The following is a 17384-nucleotide window of genomic DNA, read 5'->3' on the forward strand; positions in this document are numbered from 1 at the left end:
TGGGGATAACCCTTCGATTTTCAAGGTCAGGCCTGTTCATCCACCTGACCGGGTTCGGCCTGGGAGACCATCACCATGGCTGGCCGTACCAGACGACCGTTCAGGGTGTATCCCTTCTGCACCACAATCACCACGGTATTCGGGGGCACATCACTGCGCGGCTGCATGCTCATTGCCTGGTGCAGCTCCGGATCAAAGGGTTGACCCTCGGGATTGATCTGCACCACATTGAACTTCTCCATAACATCGGAGAACAGTTTCAAGGTAAGTGCGGTACCTTCACGCAGGTGATCAATGGTGGCGTTTTCATCATTCGCGGCCGCCAACCCCATCTCCATGCTGTCACGTACCGGCAGCAGCTCGTTGACAAAGCGCTCCAGGGCGTATTTGTGCGCATTTTCCAGCTCCCGTTCCTGCCGCTTACGCAAATTATCCATCTGAGCCTGGGTGCGTACCAATTGATCCCAGTGCTCATCCGCCTTGGCCCGGGCATCTTCCAGCAGCAGGGTCAACTCTTCAGGGGTCTGCGCATCGGCCGTGGACTGCACCTGGGCTGAATCAACCTCGGCGCCGTTTTCAGCCGTCTCATCAATCACCGCCTGATCGCTGACCTGTTCCTGATCTTTGCTCATCTGTTTCCTCTAACTTGTTGAAGTCTGAAAATAAAACAAACAGACCGCCAAAACGGACGACCTGATTGAAAGGGGATCCTGATAATCCCCACAATCTGGGGGGTGGATAGGCCGGTTTCAAGCCATATCAGCCAATTATTTATCTTTTCGCGTCTGCATGGCGGTGCTCAACAGCTTGGCGGTGATATCAACAATCGGTATCACCCGGTCATAAGCCATACGGGTCGGCCCCACCACACCCAGAACACCGGCCACCTTACTGTCCACCTGGTAGGGTGCGGTGACCAGACTGCACTGGTCCAGCGCCCTGTACCCGGACTCCTCACCAATAAACAGTTGTACGCCCTCGGCCAGCATCGAGCCGTCGAGCAAGTGGAGAATTTCATTCTTTTCCGTGAAGGAATCGAACAGTTCACGAAGTTTGTTCATCTGTGAGAAATCATTAAAGTCCATCAGATTGGTCTGACCGGCCATCACATAATCATCACCACTGATCTCCGGATCGATTACCTGCTCCGCCATCTCCAGCGCCTGCGCCATGATCTGATTCATGTCCTTGCGCGCCTGTTCCATCTCCCGCACCAGTCGTTGATGCATATCTTCCATGGAGAGCCCCGAATAGTGCTGATTCAGCATATTGGCAAACTGTACCAGCTGGGACGCCGTATAACTCTTGCGAACATCGATCACCCGGTTATGTACCTCTCCCTCGGTAGTCACCAGGATGGTCAGCAGTCGCTTGCTGGAAAGCGGAAGAAATTCAATCTGCCTGAAAGTAAGCTGTTTGCGGCGCGGAATCATCACCAATCCGGCCATGTGGGTCAGGCGTGAGAGCAGCTTCGAGGCGGACTCAACCAGTATTTTGGGATCAGCCGAAGTGTATAATCCCGTCTCAAGCTGCTTGATTTTGCCTGCTTCCAGAGGCTTCAGCGTGACCAGGGTATCCACAAACATACGGTAGCCGGAGGCGGTCGGTACCCTGCCCGCCGACGTGTGGGGTGACGAAACCAGCCCGAGATCCTCCAGATCCGCCATGACATTGCGAATGGTAGCGGGACTCAGATCCAGCCCGGAGTCACGCGACAGGGTACGAGAGCCCACCGGCTCGCCGTCCTGGATATAGCGCTCAATAAGTACTTTCAGCAAATGCTGGGCACGTTCGTTTACCGACAATTCACTCGACACCTTTTTAACTGTCACAACCAACCTCTGTAGTATCCGAGTAACCGTTTCCGGTCCGCCGCCGATAACCGCCCGTTAGCACTCTTAATAATCGAGTGCTAACGGATGGATTATCATTTTCACACCTGACACTGTCAAGAAACGATCCAACGGCAGGAAAGCGCACGCTATCGGTTGGCTGGTCAGTGACGCCATGATAAGTTGGCGTCTGAAACTGCGTTTAAATATAAGACGAAAATGCCCATGCCACAGAAATTCCATACCATCGGTCTGATCGGTAAACACGGGGACGTCTCCCCTCGCGAGACGGTACTCGAACTGGGGCGTTTTCTGCTGGAACGGGGCCATCGAGTCCTGCTCGAAGAGAGTACCGCCAACCGAACTCCGAATCACAAGATGATCGCCGTCTCACTGGATGATTTGGGCGCCGAGTCGGATCTGGCCATTGTGGTTGGCGGTGATGGCACCCTCTTGCACACCGCCCGCAGCCTGGCCGACTATGAAGTGCCCTTGCTGGGTATCAACCTGGGTCGTCTCGGCTTTCTGGCGGATATCTCACCCAGGGAGATGCTGACTACCCTGGAGCAGATATTCTCGGGCGAGTTCCGGGAAGAGTCGCGGTTCCTGCTTAGCGCGGAAATCGATGGCGTCCATTACACCGCCTTCAATGACGTGGTAGTACACAAGTGGAACATCGCTCGCATGATTGAATTCGAGACCTATATCGATGGCAGTTTTGTCAATGTGCAGCGCTCCGACGGCATTATTATCTCCACTCCTACCGGCTCCACCGCCTATGCCCTCTCTGGTGGAGGGCCGCTGCTGCATACCGGTCTGAATGCCACGTTACTGGTGCCAATCTGTCCCCACACCCTCAGCAACCGGCCACTTGTGGTAGATGGCGACAGCGAGATCGAGATTGTCGTCTGCGACCCCTCCGAGAATGTGCATCTCAGGATCACCTGTGACGGCCAGACCAGCCTGCCGTTGCGGGGCGACCGGGTAACCATACGCAAACATGCCCACCCGGTACGACTGATACACCCGGTCAATCACGATCATTTTTATATCCTGAGAACAAAACTCGGCTGGAGTGAACACAATACCCTTTCCAAGGACAAGTAGTCTCCTATGCTGCAACAGATAAACATCAAAGACCTGGCCATCGTCAGTACCCTGGAGGTTGAGTTGCTTCCGGGCATGACGGTATTGACGGGTGAGACCGGTGCTGGAAAATCGATCCTGGTGGACGCACTGGGGCTGGTGCTGGGAGATCGCGCCGATACCGGCATGATCCGCAACGATTGCGACCGTGCGGAGATCACCGCCATTTTCGACACCGAGGGGCTTCCCTCGGTCAATCAATGGCTGGAGGAGAACGCCCTGGATAATGACGGCCAGTGCATCATTCGCCGGGTACTGCTGCGCAACGGCAGTTCCCGCGCCTTCATCAATGGTTCTCCCGCCCCGCTCAAATCCCTGCAGGAGCTGGGCAACCAGCTGGTGGACATCCATGGCCAGCATGCCCACCAGTCACTATTGAGACGTCACCACCAACGGCAATTGCTGGATGAGTTCGCGGGACATGCCGAACGTTGCCGGGAGACTGCCGAGTGCTATCTGGCTTGGCGGGAAGCCGAACAGCAACTCACCACCCTGCAGGCCAGCGTGGAAGAACGAACCGCCAGAATAGACCTGCTGCGTTATCAAATCAATGAGCTGGGCACGCTAAACCTGGGGGAAACCGAGCTCGATGAACTGCTTCAGGAGCATGGGCTGCTCAGCAATGCCGGAAATATCATCGAACGATGCAACTTCGCCCTGAGCTGGCTGGATGACGAGGAGTCCGCTGCCCTCTCCCGCATCAATCGGGCTTATGGCGAACTGATCGATCTGGCCGGGATAGACCCCGGACTGAAGAGCACCTGCGAGCTGCTGGACAGCGCCGGAATCCAGATCAGTGAAGCACTCTCCTCGCTCCGTCATTTTGCCGACAACCTGGAACTCGACCCGGCCCGTCTGGCCCATCTGGACCAGCGTCTGCAGGAAATTCATGATCTGGCGAGAAAATACCGCTGCAAACCGGAAGAGATACCGCCACGGTTGAATCAGCTGCAGCAGGAGCTGGATCAGCTGGACAATGCCGATACCCATCTGGCGACCCTGAAACAACAGGTTGAAACACTCTGGAACGCCTACCTGACCCAAGCAAACGGCCTGAGCAACTCACGTCAGGATGCCGCCCGGCGACTGGGCACCCAAGTTTCCGAGGGCATGCGTTCACTCGGCATGCCGAACGGGCTGCTGGCGGTGGAGGTGACGGTGCTGGATGAAGCCAAGGCCTCGGTAAATGGCCTCGATCAGATTGAATTTCTGGTCAGCGCCAATCCGGGGCAACCGCCCAAACCCCTCGCCAAGGTGGCATCAGGCGGTGAACTGTCACGCATCAGTCTGGCAATTCAGGTCGCCACCGCCAGCTGCACCCAAGTGCCCACCCTGATCTTTGATGAGGTGGATGTCGGTATCGGTGGCGGAATCGCGGAGATTGTCGGACGCCTGCTGCGCCAGCTGGGAAATACCCAACAGGTGCTGTGCGTTACCCACCTGCCCCAGGTGGCATCCCAGGGACATCAGCACCTGCTGGTTGAAAAGGGATCCAATGGCCAGGAAACCCATACCAGCCTGGGCAGACTGGAAGGAGATTCCCGGGTAAGCGAGATTGCACGCATGCTCGGTGGTGTGGAGATCACGTCACACACCCTGAATCACGCCAGGGAAATGGTGGAGCGGGTTCACGGATAACTGCAACACTTAAAAGTGCATTCGGGTGCCGCTCACCTACTTTTTTTGCGGTTGCAATTCTTGTCCAGGCACTTGCCATAGATGACCAACTCATGCTCACTGATCTGAAAGCCCAGATCATCCGCAATCATCTGCTGGCGTTTCTCGATAGTCTCATCAACAAACTCCTTCACCCGCCCGCAGGTGACACAGACAATATGATCGTGGTGTTTGCCTTTGCTGAGCTCAAAAACCGAGTAGCCATCCTCGAAGTGATGCTTTTCAACCAATCCGGCCGCTTCAAACTGAGTGAGTACCCGGTAGACCGTGGCCAATCCGATATCTTCATTGGCTGCCAGCAGCATCTTGTAGACATCTTCAGCGCTGACATGCCGTTCCGGGCTCTTCTCCAGCAGCTCCAGAATCTTCACCCGAGGCGCCGTGACCTTCAGACCCGCCTTCCTAATATCCTGATCTTCCAAAACAAGTTACCTCAGGTGTTTTCATGCTGTGATTCAGGTATCATTCCGGCCATATTAAAACTAGATAGTTCCCTTACAAACCGGAAAGAGTGAATGCAAAAGCTTCTCATCTATTGGGTATGTGGCGCAAGCCTGCTGCTCACGGGCTGCTCCACCGTCAAGGACGTCAGTGACGCTATCCCTAACGCATTGAATCGGCTGCCTTTGGTCCATCGGCCAGACATCCAGCAGGGCAATGTAGTCAACCAGGATTCGATCAATAAACTCAAGCCGGGCATGTCGAAAAGCCAAGTCAGCTACCTGCTGGGGACCCCCATGCTGGTGGATGTGTTTCACCAGGACCGGTGGGATTACCTATATAGTATGAAACAGGGAAGCAAGGAAGTTACCCAGGAGCGGGTTACGCTCTACTTTGCCGATGATCGCCTCACCAGGATCGAAGGGGATTACCGTCCACAACCGACAGCGGAAACAACCGAGGCTAAACCGGAAGACGAGACCATCATTTCGGTACCCGATTACACCGGTGACAACAAAGGCCTGTTCTCCCGGGCATTGGAATCGGTCGGCATCGAATCCGACAACTAACACCATTAATGACAACAGGGCTGGGGATAGCCCCAATCCCTGCTGTCGAGTTTACTCCCCACCGCCCTTCTTGAGCTGTTTTCCCTCAGCCGCACGCTTCTTGCGGGCCTCCTTGGGATCGGCGATCAGTGGACGATAGATCTCCACCCGGTCCCCCGGCTGCAGCTCGGCATCGCCCTTGGCCGCCTTGCCAAAAACACCGAATTTTGCGCTGGAGAGATCGATCTCCGGAAAACGCTCGGTAATGCGGGAGCGCTCAACGGCCTGTTGGACGGTAATCCCCGGTTCACCATTAACGGTCAGGATCACCTGCTCATCGGATTTCGCATAGGCGACTTCTATATCAAAATGTTCACTCACCACGGGCTACCTCATCTGCACGTTTGCAGAATGCATCGACTAATGTGTTGGCAATCTGGCTGAATACCGCGCCAAACGCCGAATTGATTAACTTTCCTGAAAACTCGAAATCGAGTTCCAGTTCCACCTTACAGGCATCCTCACGCAAGGCGGTAAAACGCCACTCTCCCTGCAGACGCTTGAACGGACCATCCTGTAGCCGGATTACGATCCGCTCATGGGGAAAAAGCCGGTTACATGTGGAAAAAGTCTGGCTTATTCCGATACGCGAAACCTCCAGCCGGCCGCACAACTCCTCTTCATTACGGGAAAGCAGTTGAGTGGATTTGCACCAAGGCAGAAACTGTGGATAAGACTCTACATCATTGATCAGCTCAAACATCTCGGCGGCTGAATGGGCCACCAGGGCACTCTTCTGGACTACTGGCAACTATAAAACTCCTATCACCCGCAAGAAAATCAGCAGCATGGCCGCAGGTGTAATAAAACGAATAATAAAATACCAAAGCTTGAAACCGATACCGGCCAGACCACCCAGCTCATCCACCACGGAATCCCGAGCCATCACCCAGCCGACAAACAGCGCCATACAAAGCCCCCCCAGGGGCAGTATGATACTCGAAGTGGCAATATCCAGCACATCAAACAGGCCATGCCGCTTAACAACCCCACCGAAGTTGAAACTGAATGACCAGCTACTGAAGGAGAGGATTGTCACAACCCCCAACAGCCAGGCGACTATTCCGGTCCAGATAGAGGCCCGGATCCTCTCAATTTCACGATTCTCAACCAACCAGGCGATCAGCGGTTCAATCAGTGCAATTGCCGAAGTCCAGGCCGCAAACACCAGCAATAGAAAAAACAGGGACCCAAAGAACGACCCACCGGGCATCTGTCCGAAAGCGATCGGCAGCGTTTGAAAAATGAGTCCCGGCCCCTCACCCGCCGCCAGATCATTGGCGAATACAACGGGAAAGATGGCCAGCCCGGCCAGCAAGGCCACCACCGTATCCAGCAGACCCACCAGAATCGATGTCCTGGCGATAGAGACGCCATTGGGAAGATAAGAGCCGTACACCAACATGGCCCCCAGCCCCAGGGTGAGGGTAAAGAAGGCATGCCCCATCGCGCTCAAAACCCCGGCAGGCGTCAGTTTGCTGAAATCACTCTCAAACAGGTAGATGAAGGCCTGGGGGAAATCACCGATTCTGGCAGCATAGGCCACCAGCACCAGAAGTAGAAAAAACAGTAGCGGCATCAAGATCCTTGCCGCCTTCTCCAGACCGTTCCTGACTCCGCGGGAGACCACCTTGATGGTCATCACCATAAATATGGTATGCCACGCCAGCAATCGCTCCGGGTCGGCCACCAGTTGAGTAAAGATGCTGCCCGCACCTTCCGCAGTCACCCGCACAAACGCCCCGCTCACCATGCGCATCAGGTAGGCCAGAGTCCAGCCGGCTATTACGCTGTAGTAGGAGAGTATAACCAATCCGGCCAGCATGCCGGCCCAGCCCAGCAGTCGCCAGGTGGTGCTTGCACCAGCTTCGATCGACAGGGCCTGCAGACTGTTGACGGGGCTTTGACGGCCACGTCGTCCGATCAGCACCTCCGCCATCATGATCGGGATACCAATCAGCGCAATACAGAGCAGATAAACCAGGACAAAGGCGCCGCCACCGTTTTCGCCGGTAAGATAGGGGAATTTCCAGATATTGCCCAGACCCACGGCCGAGCCGGTTGCCGCCAGAATAAACATCAGGCGTGATGACCACTGACCATGAATGGAAATACGCTTGGACAAGGAGTGAATCCTCCGCAAGTTCGTTGACCGGCCGACTGCCTGTTCACCACCCTGTCCGGAGACAAGGAGTCGGCATTTTCAGCGAATTCCCCAATCAGCACAAGTAAACGGTCCGCAAACATGGGTAATCTGCAACATCCCACTAGCCTCCGCCCCACCCTGTCACATACAATTCGCCGCATGGCAAAAAAATCGAAAAAGCAGTCCGGACAAGGCAGTTCAACCATCGCCCTGAACAAGAAGGCGAGACATGAGTACTTCATTGAAGAACGCTATGAGGCGGGCATCTCGCTCCAGGGCTGGGAAGTCAAAAGCCTGCGTGAGGGCCGGGTGCAACTCACCGACAGTTACGTATTCATCAGAAATGGCGAAGCCTCGCTGATCGGCACCAACATCACCCCGCTGCTCAGCGCCTCAACCCACATCAAGCCGGAGCCGATGCGCTCCCGCAAGCTCCTGTTGCACAGGCAAGAGCTGGACAAACTGATCGGCATGGTCGAGCGCAAAGGCTACACACTGGTCCCGATCGCCCTGTACTGGAAGAAGGGCAAGGTCAAGCTCGAGGTTGGCCTGGCCAAGGGCAAGCAGTTGCATGACAAGCGGGAAACCGAAAAGAACCGGGACTGGGACCGGGACAAACAGCGCATTCTTAAGGCCCACTGAGCCAGCAAAAAAACAATCTATTGAAAAAAGCATTCAGTCACCCAATATAGGGGACAAGGAACCAACAGAGCCTGTATACTGTCTGTTGGGTTTACCCAGGGGGCGACATGGCTTCGACGTGGGTGATGAAACCTGAGGTGCATGCCGAGGATACAGACAGCCTCGTAAATAAGTCTGTAACACTATAGTTGCCAACGACGACAACTACGCTCTCGCCGCTTAATAACCGGTAGAAGCCGTCTGACTGGAGCCGTGCTTGTGCGTCCAGAGTCCCTCGGGACATTTCAGGCGTCATAGCTCACAAGATCGCGATAATGTACGTCCGGGACGGCATCGCTAAAACTTAACCGGAATCGCTGTCTACACGCCCTGTTTGCCGGGCAGTAGCCAGTTAAAAATAATCGGCGGAACTAAGCATGTAGAGCCAAAGGCGGAGTGCTTGCGGACGCGGGTTCGATTCCCGCCGCCTCCACCAAATGAAAAAGGGTCACCGGAAGGTGGCCCTTTTGCATTTTTAGGCAGTACAGATGACAACCCGCGACTCGACTTCGGTCCCGAATGTCAGCAATTCGAATATTTCAAGTAGTTCAGACTGAGGTAAACCGGGTGCAACTATCAGCTGCAACAGAACAACTCGTCAAGAGTGGAATCGGCAGGTACAGTCGGAATCGGAAAAGAATTCCGTTATATGGCTATTCTGGATAACTGCCGCCGGCAACAAAGCAAGCCGGTCCATATTGATAATACGACCGGGCTCGAGTGGTAAGGTCCCCTTGCAAAATACTCGCAGCAGGAACGTTCCCCGCCTGGTCGATTTCTGAAAAGAGAGTCTATGGCAAGTCCAGCATTCTCTTGCTATACCAAGCTCGAGTATTCCAGGAGGGAAACGCAGGCTTCCAGCCTGAAAATGGGAACAGAAACTTTATGACACTGGCCGTTATCGCTATCGTTTTTGGCTTGGCCCTTCTTGTCTGGAGCGCCGACCGGTTTGTCGAAGGCTCCGCGGCCGCGGCCCGCCATTTCGGCATGCCTCCGCTGCTGATCGGCATGGTAATTGTCGGCTTCGGCACCTCCGCGCCGGAAATGGTGGTGTCGGCATTGGCCGCCTCGCAGGGCAATCCGGGGATTGCGCTGGGTAACGCCTATGGCTCAAATATCACCAACATCGCCCTGATCCTCGGGGTGACGGCCCTGATCAGCCCCATCGCCGTACATTCGCAGGTGCTGCGCAAGGAACTGCCCATCCTCATGGTAATGACCGCCCTGGCTGCCTGGCAGATCTGGGATGGCGAAATCACCCGGTTCGATGCCATCACGCTGCTAGCGGTGTTCGGCGGCCTGATGGCCTGGACCATCTGGCAGGGGCTGCGGAAAAAAGAGGATGCGCTGGGAAGCGAGATGGAGCAGGAACTGGACGTTCGCGACATGCCTGTCCGCCGGGCTGTCTTCTGGTTGGTGGTGGGGCTGGCGCTGCTCATCGTGAGCTCCCGCATCCTGGTCTGGGGCGCGGTGGAGATCGCACATGTCTTTGAGGTCGATGACCTGATCATCGGACTGACCGTTGTAGCGATTGGCACCTCGCTGCCGGAACTCGCCTCATCGGTGATTGCCGCTCGCAAAGGAGAGCATGACATCGCTCTGGGAAATATCCTGGGATCCAACTTGTTCAACACTCTGGCAGTGGTGGGGATCGCCGGTACGATTCATCCTCTCGCAGTGGGGCCGGAAGTCTTCAATCGGGACATGCTGGTGATGGCAGCCCTCACCCTGTCGCTGTTCGTTATCGGCTACGGGTTCCGTGGGCCGGGTCGTATTAATCGTGTCGAGGGCGCGGTGCTGCTTGCCTGTTACGTGGGTTATACGGCCTACCTGATCAGCACAGTTTTAGGCGGGCAGGCATAGGCCTATTTGATTCCGATTCAGGAACCGAACCGGCACCCGAAAATCGGATGTGAAGTTGTTACGGTTTGACGCCAGGTAGTGAAACGCCACCGCCCCAGCCTCCAAATATTTCACCTTCATCATCTGTACCCGTTCCATGGCTGTTACAGGAAATTTGCAGCCGTGGAATTCTACCAGAAGCGCTACTATCCTTTCCTTAAGCAATCTAGCACACCACTTTTCTCTCCATTTCAAAGGACCGAATAGACCATGCGGCTCAGTTTCGACGACTTTGTCATTGACACAACGCGTTACGAGCTGCGCCGAAACGATCAACCATGCAAGTTGGAACCCAAGGTATTCGACTTGATCGCGCATTTTGCCCAACACCCCAACCAGGTATTCAGTCGCGAGCAATTGGTCGAATTGCTCTGGAACGGTCGATTCGTATCTGATGCCACCATATCTACCTGTATCAAGAGCGCACGCAAGGCGATCGGCGACAGCGGCGCTGCCCAGCGTTACATTCAAACGGTGCGCGGGCGTGGATTCCGCTTTTACGCAGGGGTGATCCGCGACGCCCCGGCTACTAATGAGATTTCCGGGCAACCTTCCAAAACTGCCGCTTCAGATCGCAACGATGATCCATCCCTATTAGTGCTTCCGTTCCGACCACTGTCCGATCAACCTGAATCGATTCAGCTCGCCAGCGGACTGACGATGGAACTGCTTGCGATCCTGACGCGTATACCGCTGCTGCGGCTCAGCGCACGCACCCACCGCTATGCTGACCTGGAGGTCACACCTAGCGCGCGGCAAATACACGAAGACCTCGGCGTAAATTTTGTGCTGGAATCCAGTGTGCAGTTGGTGGAGGGGCATCATCACATCAATGTGGGACTAGCCGATGCGCGGACAGGGTTTAGATTGTGGTCCGAACGGTTCGTTGTTTCGAGATCGGTTGGTGCCGCATTGCAGGAGGGGGTGGTCGCAATTACCGCCAAATTAGAACCGCAACTCTATCGCGCTATCGCCCGCCTGGTTGGTTCCGTGGACAATGAAGAGAACGGCCGCTCACTGTTTCTGGAGGCGAGCTCGATGCTCGCCCTCAAGGGTTGGCATCACGATTCCTTTGCCCAAGCAGCAGAAATCCTTCGCCGGAGCTGGCAGTGTGAGCCTGAATTTGCGCTCGCACCATCTTTACTGTCCTTAGTACTCGGATTCGGCCACCGTGTTGGACTATTGAAAGATCGCGAACAGGCCAAGCACGAGGCACTCAAGGCAGCCGAAATGTCATTGGAACTGGACAGCTTGGACTCCACAGTGCTCGGTTACTCCGGTTGCGCCCTGGCAGATATCGGGCAGCCCGATCGCGCACTGCCAATTCTGCGCAATGCCATCGAACTCAATCCGGCCAACGCCCAAGCCTGGGCTGCGCTGGGTGCCGCGTGCATTCTGCACCAGCGGCTCGACGAGGGCATCGCCCATATACGCCACGGCATTGCGATCAGCCCACTCGACAGTCGCCTATCGATCTGGGGCTCGGTATTGACGGCCGGCCTGCTGCTGTCCGGCGACTATGAAGATGCCCTGCACCAGGGCCAACTCGCCTGCCAACGTGACGACCGCAACTTTATGGCGCGCGTGGTGCTTGCCGGTGCCTATCTCGCACGGAACGAAAATCAGCAGGCGCACGCCGCACTGGAGGATGCCTATCGTATCAAGCCGGATCTGTCGCGGCTGCAAGTGCACTCCCTGCTCGGCCGGGATTTGGGCGAAGCGTTGCTTAAGCTCCGACGCCCCACGACGGGCAATTTCTGAACCCTCACCCATTCCCCAAGAAAAATACAAGTTCTCCTCAAGCACCGTACAGGGTCCATACCTAAGCTATCTCCTGACAGCCAGACACTCTCCTTGTGTCGGCTGTAACCGACCCAACTGCACTGGAGATGAATATGCAAACCGCGACTAGCTCTACCACTGCCACCATGCCCGACTACAACGCCATCAAGACCAAGCAGCAGACTACTTGGGGAGCTGGCGACTACGGCCGAGTCGGGGTCACCCTACAGATCACCGGCGAACTGCTCTGTGAATCCATGGACCTGTACGCCGGGCAAACCGTGCTCGATGTCGCCAGCGGCAATGGCAATGTTTCCCTGGCCGCCGCACGCCGTTTCTGCAAAGTCGTATCGACCGACTATGTGCCCTCCCTCTTGGATCAATCGAGACGTCGCGCCGCTGCCGATGGCCTCGCCATCGATTACCGGGAGGCCGATGCAGAGGATCTGCCGTTTGCCGATGCGGCTTTCGATAACGTCGTCTCCACTTTCGGCGTGATGTTCACTCCAAACCAGCCTCAGGCCGCCAGCGAGCTGCTACGTGTCTGCAAACCCGGTGGAAAGATCGGCCTGGCCAACTGGACACCGGATGGATTCATCGGCCAGCTTTTCAAGGTTATCGGGCGTTATCTGCCGCCGCCTGCCGGGATCAACTCTCCAGCTACCTGGGGCACGCAGAGTTTTCTGGATACACATTTCGGTTCACGGGTATCCGATATCCACGCGAGGCCGCGCCAGTTCATGTTCCGCTATAACTCGCCGGAACATTGGCTCGACGTCTTCAGCAAGTTCTACGGTCCGATGTTGAAGGCCTTTGAGGCCCTGGACGACCAGGCAGGTGCATCACTGCGAGATGACATCATGCAACTGATCGCCACGCACAACCGGGCGGCAAGAGGGCCGATGCTGGTGCCATCCGATTATCTCGAAGTAGTCATCATTCGCTAAGTCGTGGCGGGTGACCGCAGCCCTCACCCGGGTTGCGGGTCACCCACGAGGAGAATCGTTCATGAACATATCCAAGGTCGGCGCCACACACTCGGCGGCCCACACGACGCCCCCACACAATGCTATAAATCAGTACGGCAAAAAGATGGCTCTCCCGGTTTGATCATCAACGGGGCCGTCAGAGGCGCCCCATTTACCTGGCAGACATTGACATCCACACGGAAACCGGCGGGGTGAACCACACCGCCCGGCTGCATCCCCTTGCAGGTGAAGCCCGTGGCACAATCAGGCCAACTGCCCGCAGACGGATTGTAGTGCTCTATTGGTGAGTTGCAGCAGCATCCCGCTCCGCTACAGTTGGGAATCGTCGCCGTGGTGCCTGTTGGGGTGGTATGGAAGCAGCCGGTCAGCGTGATGACCATCAAAACACCTGGCCCCCACTGCATCAGGTGTCTGCCCGTAATTACACTATGCACATCATAAGTCGCCGCGCGCATCTCCCTACCTCCTATCGGCCGATATCCGTTTGTTCTGAGCGGTACAAGCTTCAACCCCGTCAGCATCAGGATAAATTGAGCGGAAACGATGGGTTACAATCAACTATAGCGTTAATTGTGACATGCGTCGGTCTGCCACTCTCGTCCGGAACCCAGGATGCACCCATCCTTGAACTGTGCTAGCATCGCGCCCCTTCAGTCACACAGAGCAGTCTGCAGGATCAAAAATCAGTTCGCGAACCCGGGATCACTCCGCCTACACCGCCTATCAAAGCATGGGATTGTAGTCCACCCCCCTACCCCGTTGATTTAAAAACCAGCCGATACTCCAGCGTCCTTTGACGGCCTTGGGCCGATGTTGCTCGCAGCATGAAATATGGCATGAGCATTGAACCAGACGGCAGGCCGGGACGCTGCTCGCAGAATTCAGTCGATCACTGTTTTGGAAGTTGTTTATGGTTGTATCGTTCAGAAATAGCTGGCTCAGCAATATCCGCGGTGATTTGCTGGCTGGTCTCGTGGTGGCACTGGCGCTGATCCCGGAGGCAATCGCCTTCTCCATCATCGCCGGGGTTGACCCAAAGGTAGGCCTGTATGCCTCCTTCTGTATTGCCGTGGTGATCGCCTTTACCGGCGGACGACCGGGCATGATCTCGGCCGCCACCGGCGCCATGGCACTGCTGATGGTGACCCTGGTCCGGGAGCATGGACTGGAATACCTGCTGGCAGCAACACTGCTGACCGGCTTGCTGCAGATCGGTGCCGGCTACCTGAAGCTGGGTTCGTTGATGCGCTTTGTCTCACGCTCGGTGGTGACCGGCTTTGTCAATGCCCTGGCTATCCTCATCTTCATGGCCCAGCTGCCGGAATTGACCGGCGTGACCTGGCATGTCTATGCCATGACGGCCGGTGGCCTCGCCATTATCTATCTGTTTCCTTACCTCACCCGTGCCATCCCCTCTCCGCTGGTCACCATTGTGGTGCTGACTGCCATTGCCATCGGACTGGATCTGGATATTCGCACCGTGGGTGACATGGGTGAATTACCCGATACGCTGCCGGTTTTTCTCTGGCCGGATGTACCGCTGACGTTTGAAACCCTGACTATCATCTTCCCCTATTCGGTCTCCCTGGCGGTAGTCGGACTGCTGGAATCACTGATGACGGCCACCATCATCGATGACCTGACGGATACCGGCAGCGATAAGAATCGCGAGTGCAAGGGACAGGGGGTGGCCAACATCGCCTCCGGCATGCTGGGTGGCATGGCGGGATGCGCCATGATCGGTCAGTCGGTGATCAATGTGAAATCCGGTGGCCGCACACGCCTGTCAACCCTGACAGCGGGTGTGGTGCTGTTGTTGATGGTTGTGTTTCTGGGTGATTGGGTGGCACGTATCCCGATGGCCGCACTGGTAGCGGTGATGATCATGGTCTCAATCGGCACCTTCAGCTGGGAGTCGCTGCGCAACCTGAAGAAGCATCCGCTGAGCACCAATATCGTCATGACCAGCACCGTGCTGGTGGTGGTGGCCACCCACAATCTGGCTTTTGGGGTATTCGTCGGGGTACTGCTGGCTGCCATGTTCTTCGCCAATAAAGTAGCCCGGTTCAAGCATGTGCGATCAGAACTCAGTGAGGATGGTACGCTGCGCACCTACCGGGTGGTGGGCCAGGTATTTTTCGCCTCGGCGGAAAAGTTCGTCGAGTTCTTTGACTTCAAGGAAGTAGTGGATAAAGTAGTCATCGATCTGTATCAGGCGCACTTCTGGGATATCACGGCGGTGGCGGCACTGGACAAAGTGGTACTCAAGTTTCGCCGTGAAGGTACAGCGGTGGAACTGATCGGACTCAACGAGGCCAGTGCCACCGTGGTCGACCGATTCGCCGTGCATGACAATCCGGCTGCCATAGAAAAGCTGATGAGCCATTGAACGAGGAGTAGACGATGACCCAAGTGATTGCCTGTATCGACGGCACCAACATCTCCCCGGCAGTTTGTGATTATGCCGTCTGGGCCAGCCTGCGTTTCAATGCCCCGTTGGAATTTCTTCATGTACTGGATAAATCAGAATATCCGACCGAGAGCAATCTCAGCGGTAATATCGGCCTGGGCAGCCGGGAAGCCCTGCTGGATGAGCTGGCCGCACTGGACGAGCAACGCGGTAAACTGGCCCTGGAGCAGGGAAAACTGATGCTGGATGCCGCCAGGCAACGCGCCATTGCCCAGGGCATCGAGAACCCTGGGAGTCGGCAGCGTCACGGCAGTCTGGTAGAGACGCTGATCGAGATGGAGACGGATATTCGTCTGTTGGTGTTGGGCAAACATGAAGATCACTTGAGTCAGCACATCGGTAGTCGCCTGGAAAACGTGGTGCGTACCCTGCACCGTCCGATCCTCATCACCACCGCCAGTTTCAAGGTGCCCGAACGGGTAATGCTCGCCTTTGACGGCAGCCCCACCACTCGCAAAGGAGTGGAGATGGTTGCCAGCAGCCCGCTGTTTCGTGGCCTGCCCTGTCACTTGGTGATGGTGGGTGTGGAGAGTGACACGGCACGTGAACAGCTCGCCTGGGCAACATCGACCCTTGAGGATGCCGGCTTCAAGACCGAAGCCCGTATTATAGATGGCGAAGTTGAACGGGTGCTGTGCGACTACCGGTCAGACCATGCTATCGACCTGCTGATCATGGGCGCTTACGGCCATTCGGTGATTCGCCGTTTCCTGGTGGGAAGCACCACCACCAGCGTGATTCGCAATGCATCTGTACCGGTACTGCTGCTGCGCTAGGCCGATACCGCCGTCACTGGAAATAGGTCTGGGTAATTGACTGGTTCAGTTCGGCCAGTCCGACTTGCAGCTCATCGATAAAGCGGTGCAGTTCATCCTGTTGCAGGATCGCCTGATCGGCACGCAACACCTTTTTTCCAACTTCGTTCAGTAGTGCAATTGACGCCTCATTGCGCGGCAGATTCTGCAGACAGCTTTTCACTTCCAGCAAAGTGTGAAAAAACGAGCGGGGAAACTTCTTATCCTTGAGCAGAAACTTGAGCACATCCTTGCGTCTGACCCGAACCTGAATATTGCGGCGGTACATCTGATAGGCGGTAAGGGATTTGAGCACGCTCATCCACTGGATGTTTTCAAATGGCGTCAGCCCTTCGTGCTCTTCCAGCAGATTGGCGGAACGCACATCAATAATGCGCGTGGTCATCTCGGCCCGTTCCAGATTGCGCCCCATGCGCAGAAAATCGTAGCCGACATCATGCAGCATGGTTCCGGCCAGCAGGCCGGTAATGGTCTGGGCTCCCAGGACTATGTGCTTCAGGTAATCGTAGCGGCCTTTTTTTGAGTAGCCACTGGTCGCATTACCCTTCGCCATCAGATACAGGTCATTGACCTGCTCCCAGGCTTCACGCGGAATAATATCGCGAATGGTACGGGCGTTTTCCCGTGCCAATCGCAGTGAATGCAGTATTGAACTGGGACTCTGGGGATCGGCAATCAGAAACTTGAGTACAGAGCGCTCGTTGAATTCTTCATAGTGTTGAAGAAAATACTCCTCTGTTCCGAGGATCTCGATAATCGGCTGCCAACCCGGTTGCAGACCCTTGGGCAAATCCAGCAACAGATTGGTGTTGACCATGATAAGGCGCGCGGTATTTTCCGCACGTTCAATGTACCTGGCCATCCAGTAGATGTTTTCAGCCACCCGTGACAGCAT

Annotated in this window: 16 protein-coding genes and 1 other RNA gene; 10 read left to right on the forward strand and 7 right to left on the reverse strand. The window is 55.9% G+C overall.

The window, feature by feature from the left end:
• Positions 1–26 precede the first annotated feature (26 nt).
• Both grpE and hrcA read right to left on the reverse strand, forming a co-directional pair.
• Complete coding sequence (gene grpE / locus ACHZBF_RS10190) at positions 27–632, reverse strand: nucleotide exchange factor GrpE (RefSeq protein ID WP_273437422.1); 606 nt, start codon at positions 630–632, stop codon at positions 27–29.
• Between the two features lie 135 nt (positions 633–767).
• Complete coding sequence (gene hrcA / locus ACHZBF_RS10195; protein WP_273437421.1) at positions 768–1832, reverse strand: heat-inducible transcriptional repressor HrcA; 1065 nt, start codon at positions 1830–1832, stop codon at positions 768–770.
• A 225-nt stretch (positions 1833–2057) separates the two neighbouring features.
• Between hrcA and ACHZBF_RS10200 the strand changes: the two genes are divergently transcribed.
• Positions 2058–2939 (forward strand): NAD(+) kinase, encoded by an 882-nt coding sequence (locus tag ACHZBF_RS10200; RefSeq protein ID WP_321528360.1) that lies wholly within the window; start codon positions 2058–2060, stop codon positions 2937–2939.
• Positions 2940–2945: 6 nt separating this feature from the next.
• Complete coding sequence (recN, locus tag ACHZBF_RS10205) at positions 2946–4616, forward strand: DNA repair protein RecN (protein WP_321528361.1); 1671 nt, start codon at positions 2946–2948, stop codon at positions 4614–4616.
• Positions 4617–4648: 32 nt separating this feature from the next.
• On the opposite strand, the gene fur is transcribed toward recN, so the two are convergent.
• The gene (gene fur, locus ACHZBF_RS10210) at positions 4649–5077 is read right to left on the reverse strand and encodes a ferric iron uptake transcriptional regulator (protein ID WP_273437419.1); all 429 of its coding nucleotides are present in this window, start codon (positions 5075–5077) and stop codon (positions 4649–4651) included.
• Positions 5078–5170: 93 nt separating this feature from the next.
• On the opposite strand from fur, the gene ACHZBF_RS10215 reads away from it, so the two are divergent.
• Positions 5171–5665, forward strand: a complete 495-nt coding sequence (locus ACHZBF_RS10215) for an outer membrane protein assembly factor BamE (protein ID WP_321528362.1) — start codon at positions 5171–5173, stop codon at positions 5663–5665.
• Positions 5666–5716: 51 nt separating this feature from the next.
• Here the strand turns inward: ACHZBF_RS10215 and ACHZBF_RS10220 are convergent, their stop codons facing one another.
• From ACHZBF_RS10220 to ACHZBF_RS10230, 3 genes are read right to left on the reverse strand one after another with little or no spacing between them, the layout of a single operon-like run.
• Positions 5717–6028 carry an RnfH family protein gene (locus ACHZBF_RS10220; protein WP_394707566.1) on the reverse strand — a complete coding sequence of 104 codons (312 nt, stop codon included), beginning with the start codon at positions 6026–6028 and terminating at the stop codon, positions 5717–5719.
• Positions 6018–6455 carry a type II toxin-antitoxin system RatA family toxin gene (locus ACHZBF_RS10225; protein WP_029134382.1) on the reverse strand — a complete coding sequence of 146 codons (438 nt, stop codon included), beginning with the start codon at positions 6453–6455 and terminating at the stop codon, positions 6018–6020. Before ACHZBF_RS10225 ends, ACHZBF_RS10220 begins: the two co-directional genes overlap by 11 nt.
• Positions 6456–7829, reverse strand: a complete 1374-nt coding sequence (locus ACHZBF_RS10230) for a sodium-dependent transporter (protein WP_273437417.1) — start codon at positions 7827–7829, stop codon at positions 6456–6458.
• A 180-nt stretch (positions 7830–8009) separates the two neighbouring features.
• On the opposite strand from ACHZBF_RS10230, the gene smpB reads away from it, so the two are divergent.
• From smpB to ACHZBF_RS10265, 7 genes are all read left to right on the forward strand, one after another.
• Complete coding sequence (smpB, locus tag ACHZBF_RS10235; protein WP_273437415.1) at positions 8010–8492, forward strand: SsrA-binding protein SmpB; 483 nt, start codon at positions 8010–8012, stop codon at positions 8490–8492.
• Between the two features lie 98 nt (positions 8493–8590).
• Positions 8591–8967, forward strand: a transfer-messenger RNA (tmRNA) gene (ssrA, locus tag ACHZBF_RS10240).
• A 449-nt stretch (positions 8968–9416) separates the two neighbouring features.
• Positions 9417–10394 carry a calcium/sodium antiporter gene (locus tag ACHZBF_RS10245; RefSeq protein WP_321528363.1) on the forward strand — a complete coding sequence of 326 codons (978 nt, stop codon included), beginning with the start codon at positions 9417–9419 and terminating at the stop codon, positions 10392–10394.
• 249 nt (positions 10395–10643) lie between these two features.
• Positions 10644–12194 carry a winged helix-turn-helix domain-containing protein gene (locus ACHZBF_RS10250; protein ID WP_321528364.1) on the forward strand — a complete coding sequence of 517 codons (1551 nt, stop codon included), beginning with the start codon at positions 10644–10646 and terminating at the stop codon, positions 12192–12194.
• 134 nt (positions 12195–12328) lie between these two features.
• Positions 12329–13162, forward strand: a complete 834-nt coding sequence (locus tag ACHZBF_RS10255) for a class I SAM-dependent methyltransferase (protein ID WP_335342966.1) — start codon at positions 12329–12331, stop codon at positions 13160–13162.
• 952 nt (positions 13163–14114) lie between these two features.
• Positions 14115–15593, forward strand: coding sequence for a SulP family inorganic anion transporter (locus ACHZBF_RS10260; RefSeq protein WP_029132731.1), 1479 nt, complete (start codon positions 14115–14117; stop codon positions 15591–15593).
• Positions 15594–15607: 14 nt separating this feature from the next.
• Positions 15608–16450, forward strand: a complete 843-nt coding sequence (locus ACHZBF_RS10265; RefSeq protein WP_321528366.1) for a universal stress protein — start codon at positions 15608–15610, stop codon at positions 16448–16450.
• A 13-nt stretch (positions 16451–16463) separates the two neighbouring features.
• Here ACHZBF_RS10265 and ACHZBF_RS10270 read toward each other — a convergent pair whose 3' ends face one another.
• Positions 16464–17384: an alpha-E domain-containing protein gene (locus ACHZBF_RS10270; RefSeq protein ID WP_029132729.1), complete on the reverse strand. Its 921-nt coding sequence runs from the start codon at positions 17382–17384 to the stop codon at positions 16464–16466.

Source organism: Sedimenticola selenatireducens (genome assembly GCF_963675335.2).
Taxonomy (GTDB): Bacteria; Pseudomonadota; Gammaproteobacteria; order Chromatiales; family Chromatiaceae; genus Sedimenticola; species Sedimenticola selenatireducens.

Coding starts and splice junctions, on each gene's coding strand:
- grpE (WP_273437422.1), bottom strand. CDS start 632: ATGAGCAAAGATCAGGAACAGGTCAGCGATCAGGCGGTGATTGATGAG.
- ACHZBF_RS10200 (WP_321528360.1), top strand. CDS start 2,058: ATGCCACAGAAATTCCATACCATCGGTCTGATCGGTAAACACGGGGAC.
- recN (WP_321528361.1), top strand. CDS start 2,946: ATGCTGCAACAGATAAACATCAAAGACCTGGCCATCGTCAGTACCCTG.
- ACHZBF_RS10215 (WP_321528362.1), top strand. CDS start 5,171: ATGCAAAAGCTTCTCATCTATTGGGTATGTGGCGCAAGCCTGCTGCTC.
- smpB (WP_273437415.1), top strand. CDS start 8,010: ATGGCAAAAAAATCGAAAAAGCAGTCCGGACAAGGCAGTTCAACCATC.
- ACHZBF_RS10245 (WP_321528363.1), top strand. CDS start 9,417: ATGACACTGGCCGTTATCGCTATCGTTTTTGGCTTGGCCCTTCTTGTC.
- ACHZBF_RS10250 (WP_321528364.1), top strand. CDS start 10,644: ATGCGGCTCAGTTTCGACGACTTTGTCATTGACACAACGCGTTACGAG.
- ACHZBF_RS10255 (WP_335342966.1), top strand. CDS start 12,329: ATGCAAACCGCGACTAGCTCTACCACTGCCACCATGCCCGACTACAAC.
- ACHZBF_RS10260 (WP_029132731.1), top strand. CDS start 14,115: ATGGTTGTATCGTTCAGAAATAGCTGGCTCAGCAATATCCGCGGTGAT.
- ACHZBF_RS10265 (WP_321528366.1), top strand. CDS start 15,608: ATGACCCAAGTGATTGCCTGTATCGACGGCACCAACATCTCCCCGGCA.
- ACHZBF_RS10270 (WP_029132729.1), bottom strand. CDS start 17,384: ATGCTGTCACGGGTGGCTGAAAACATCTACTGGATGGCCAGGTACATT.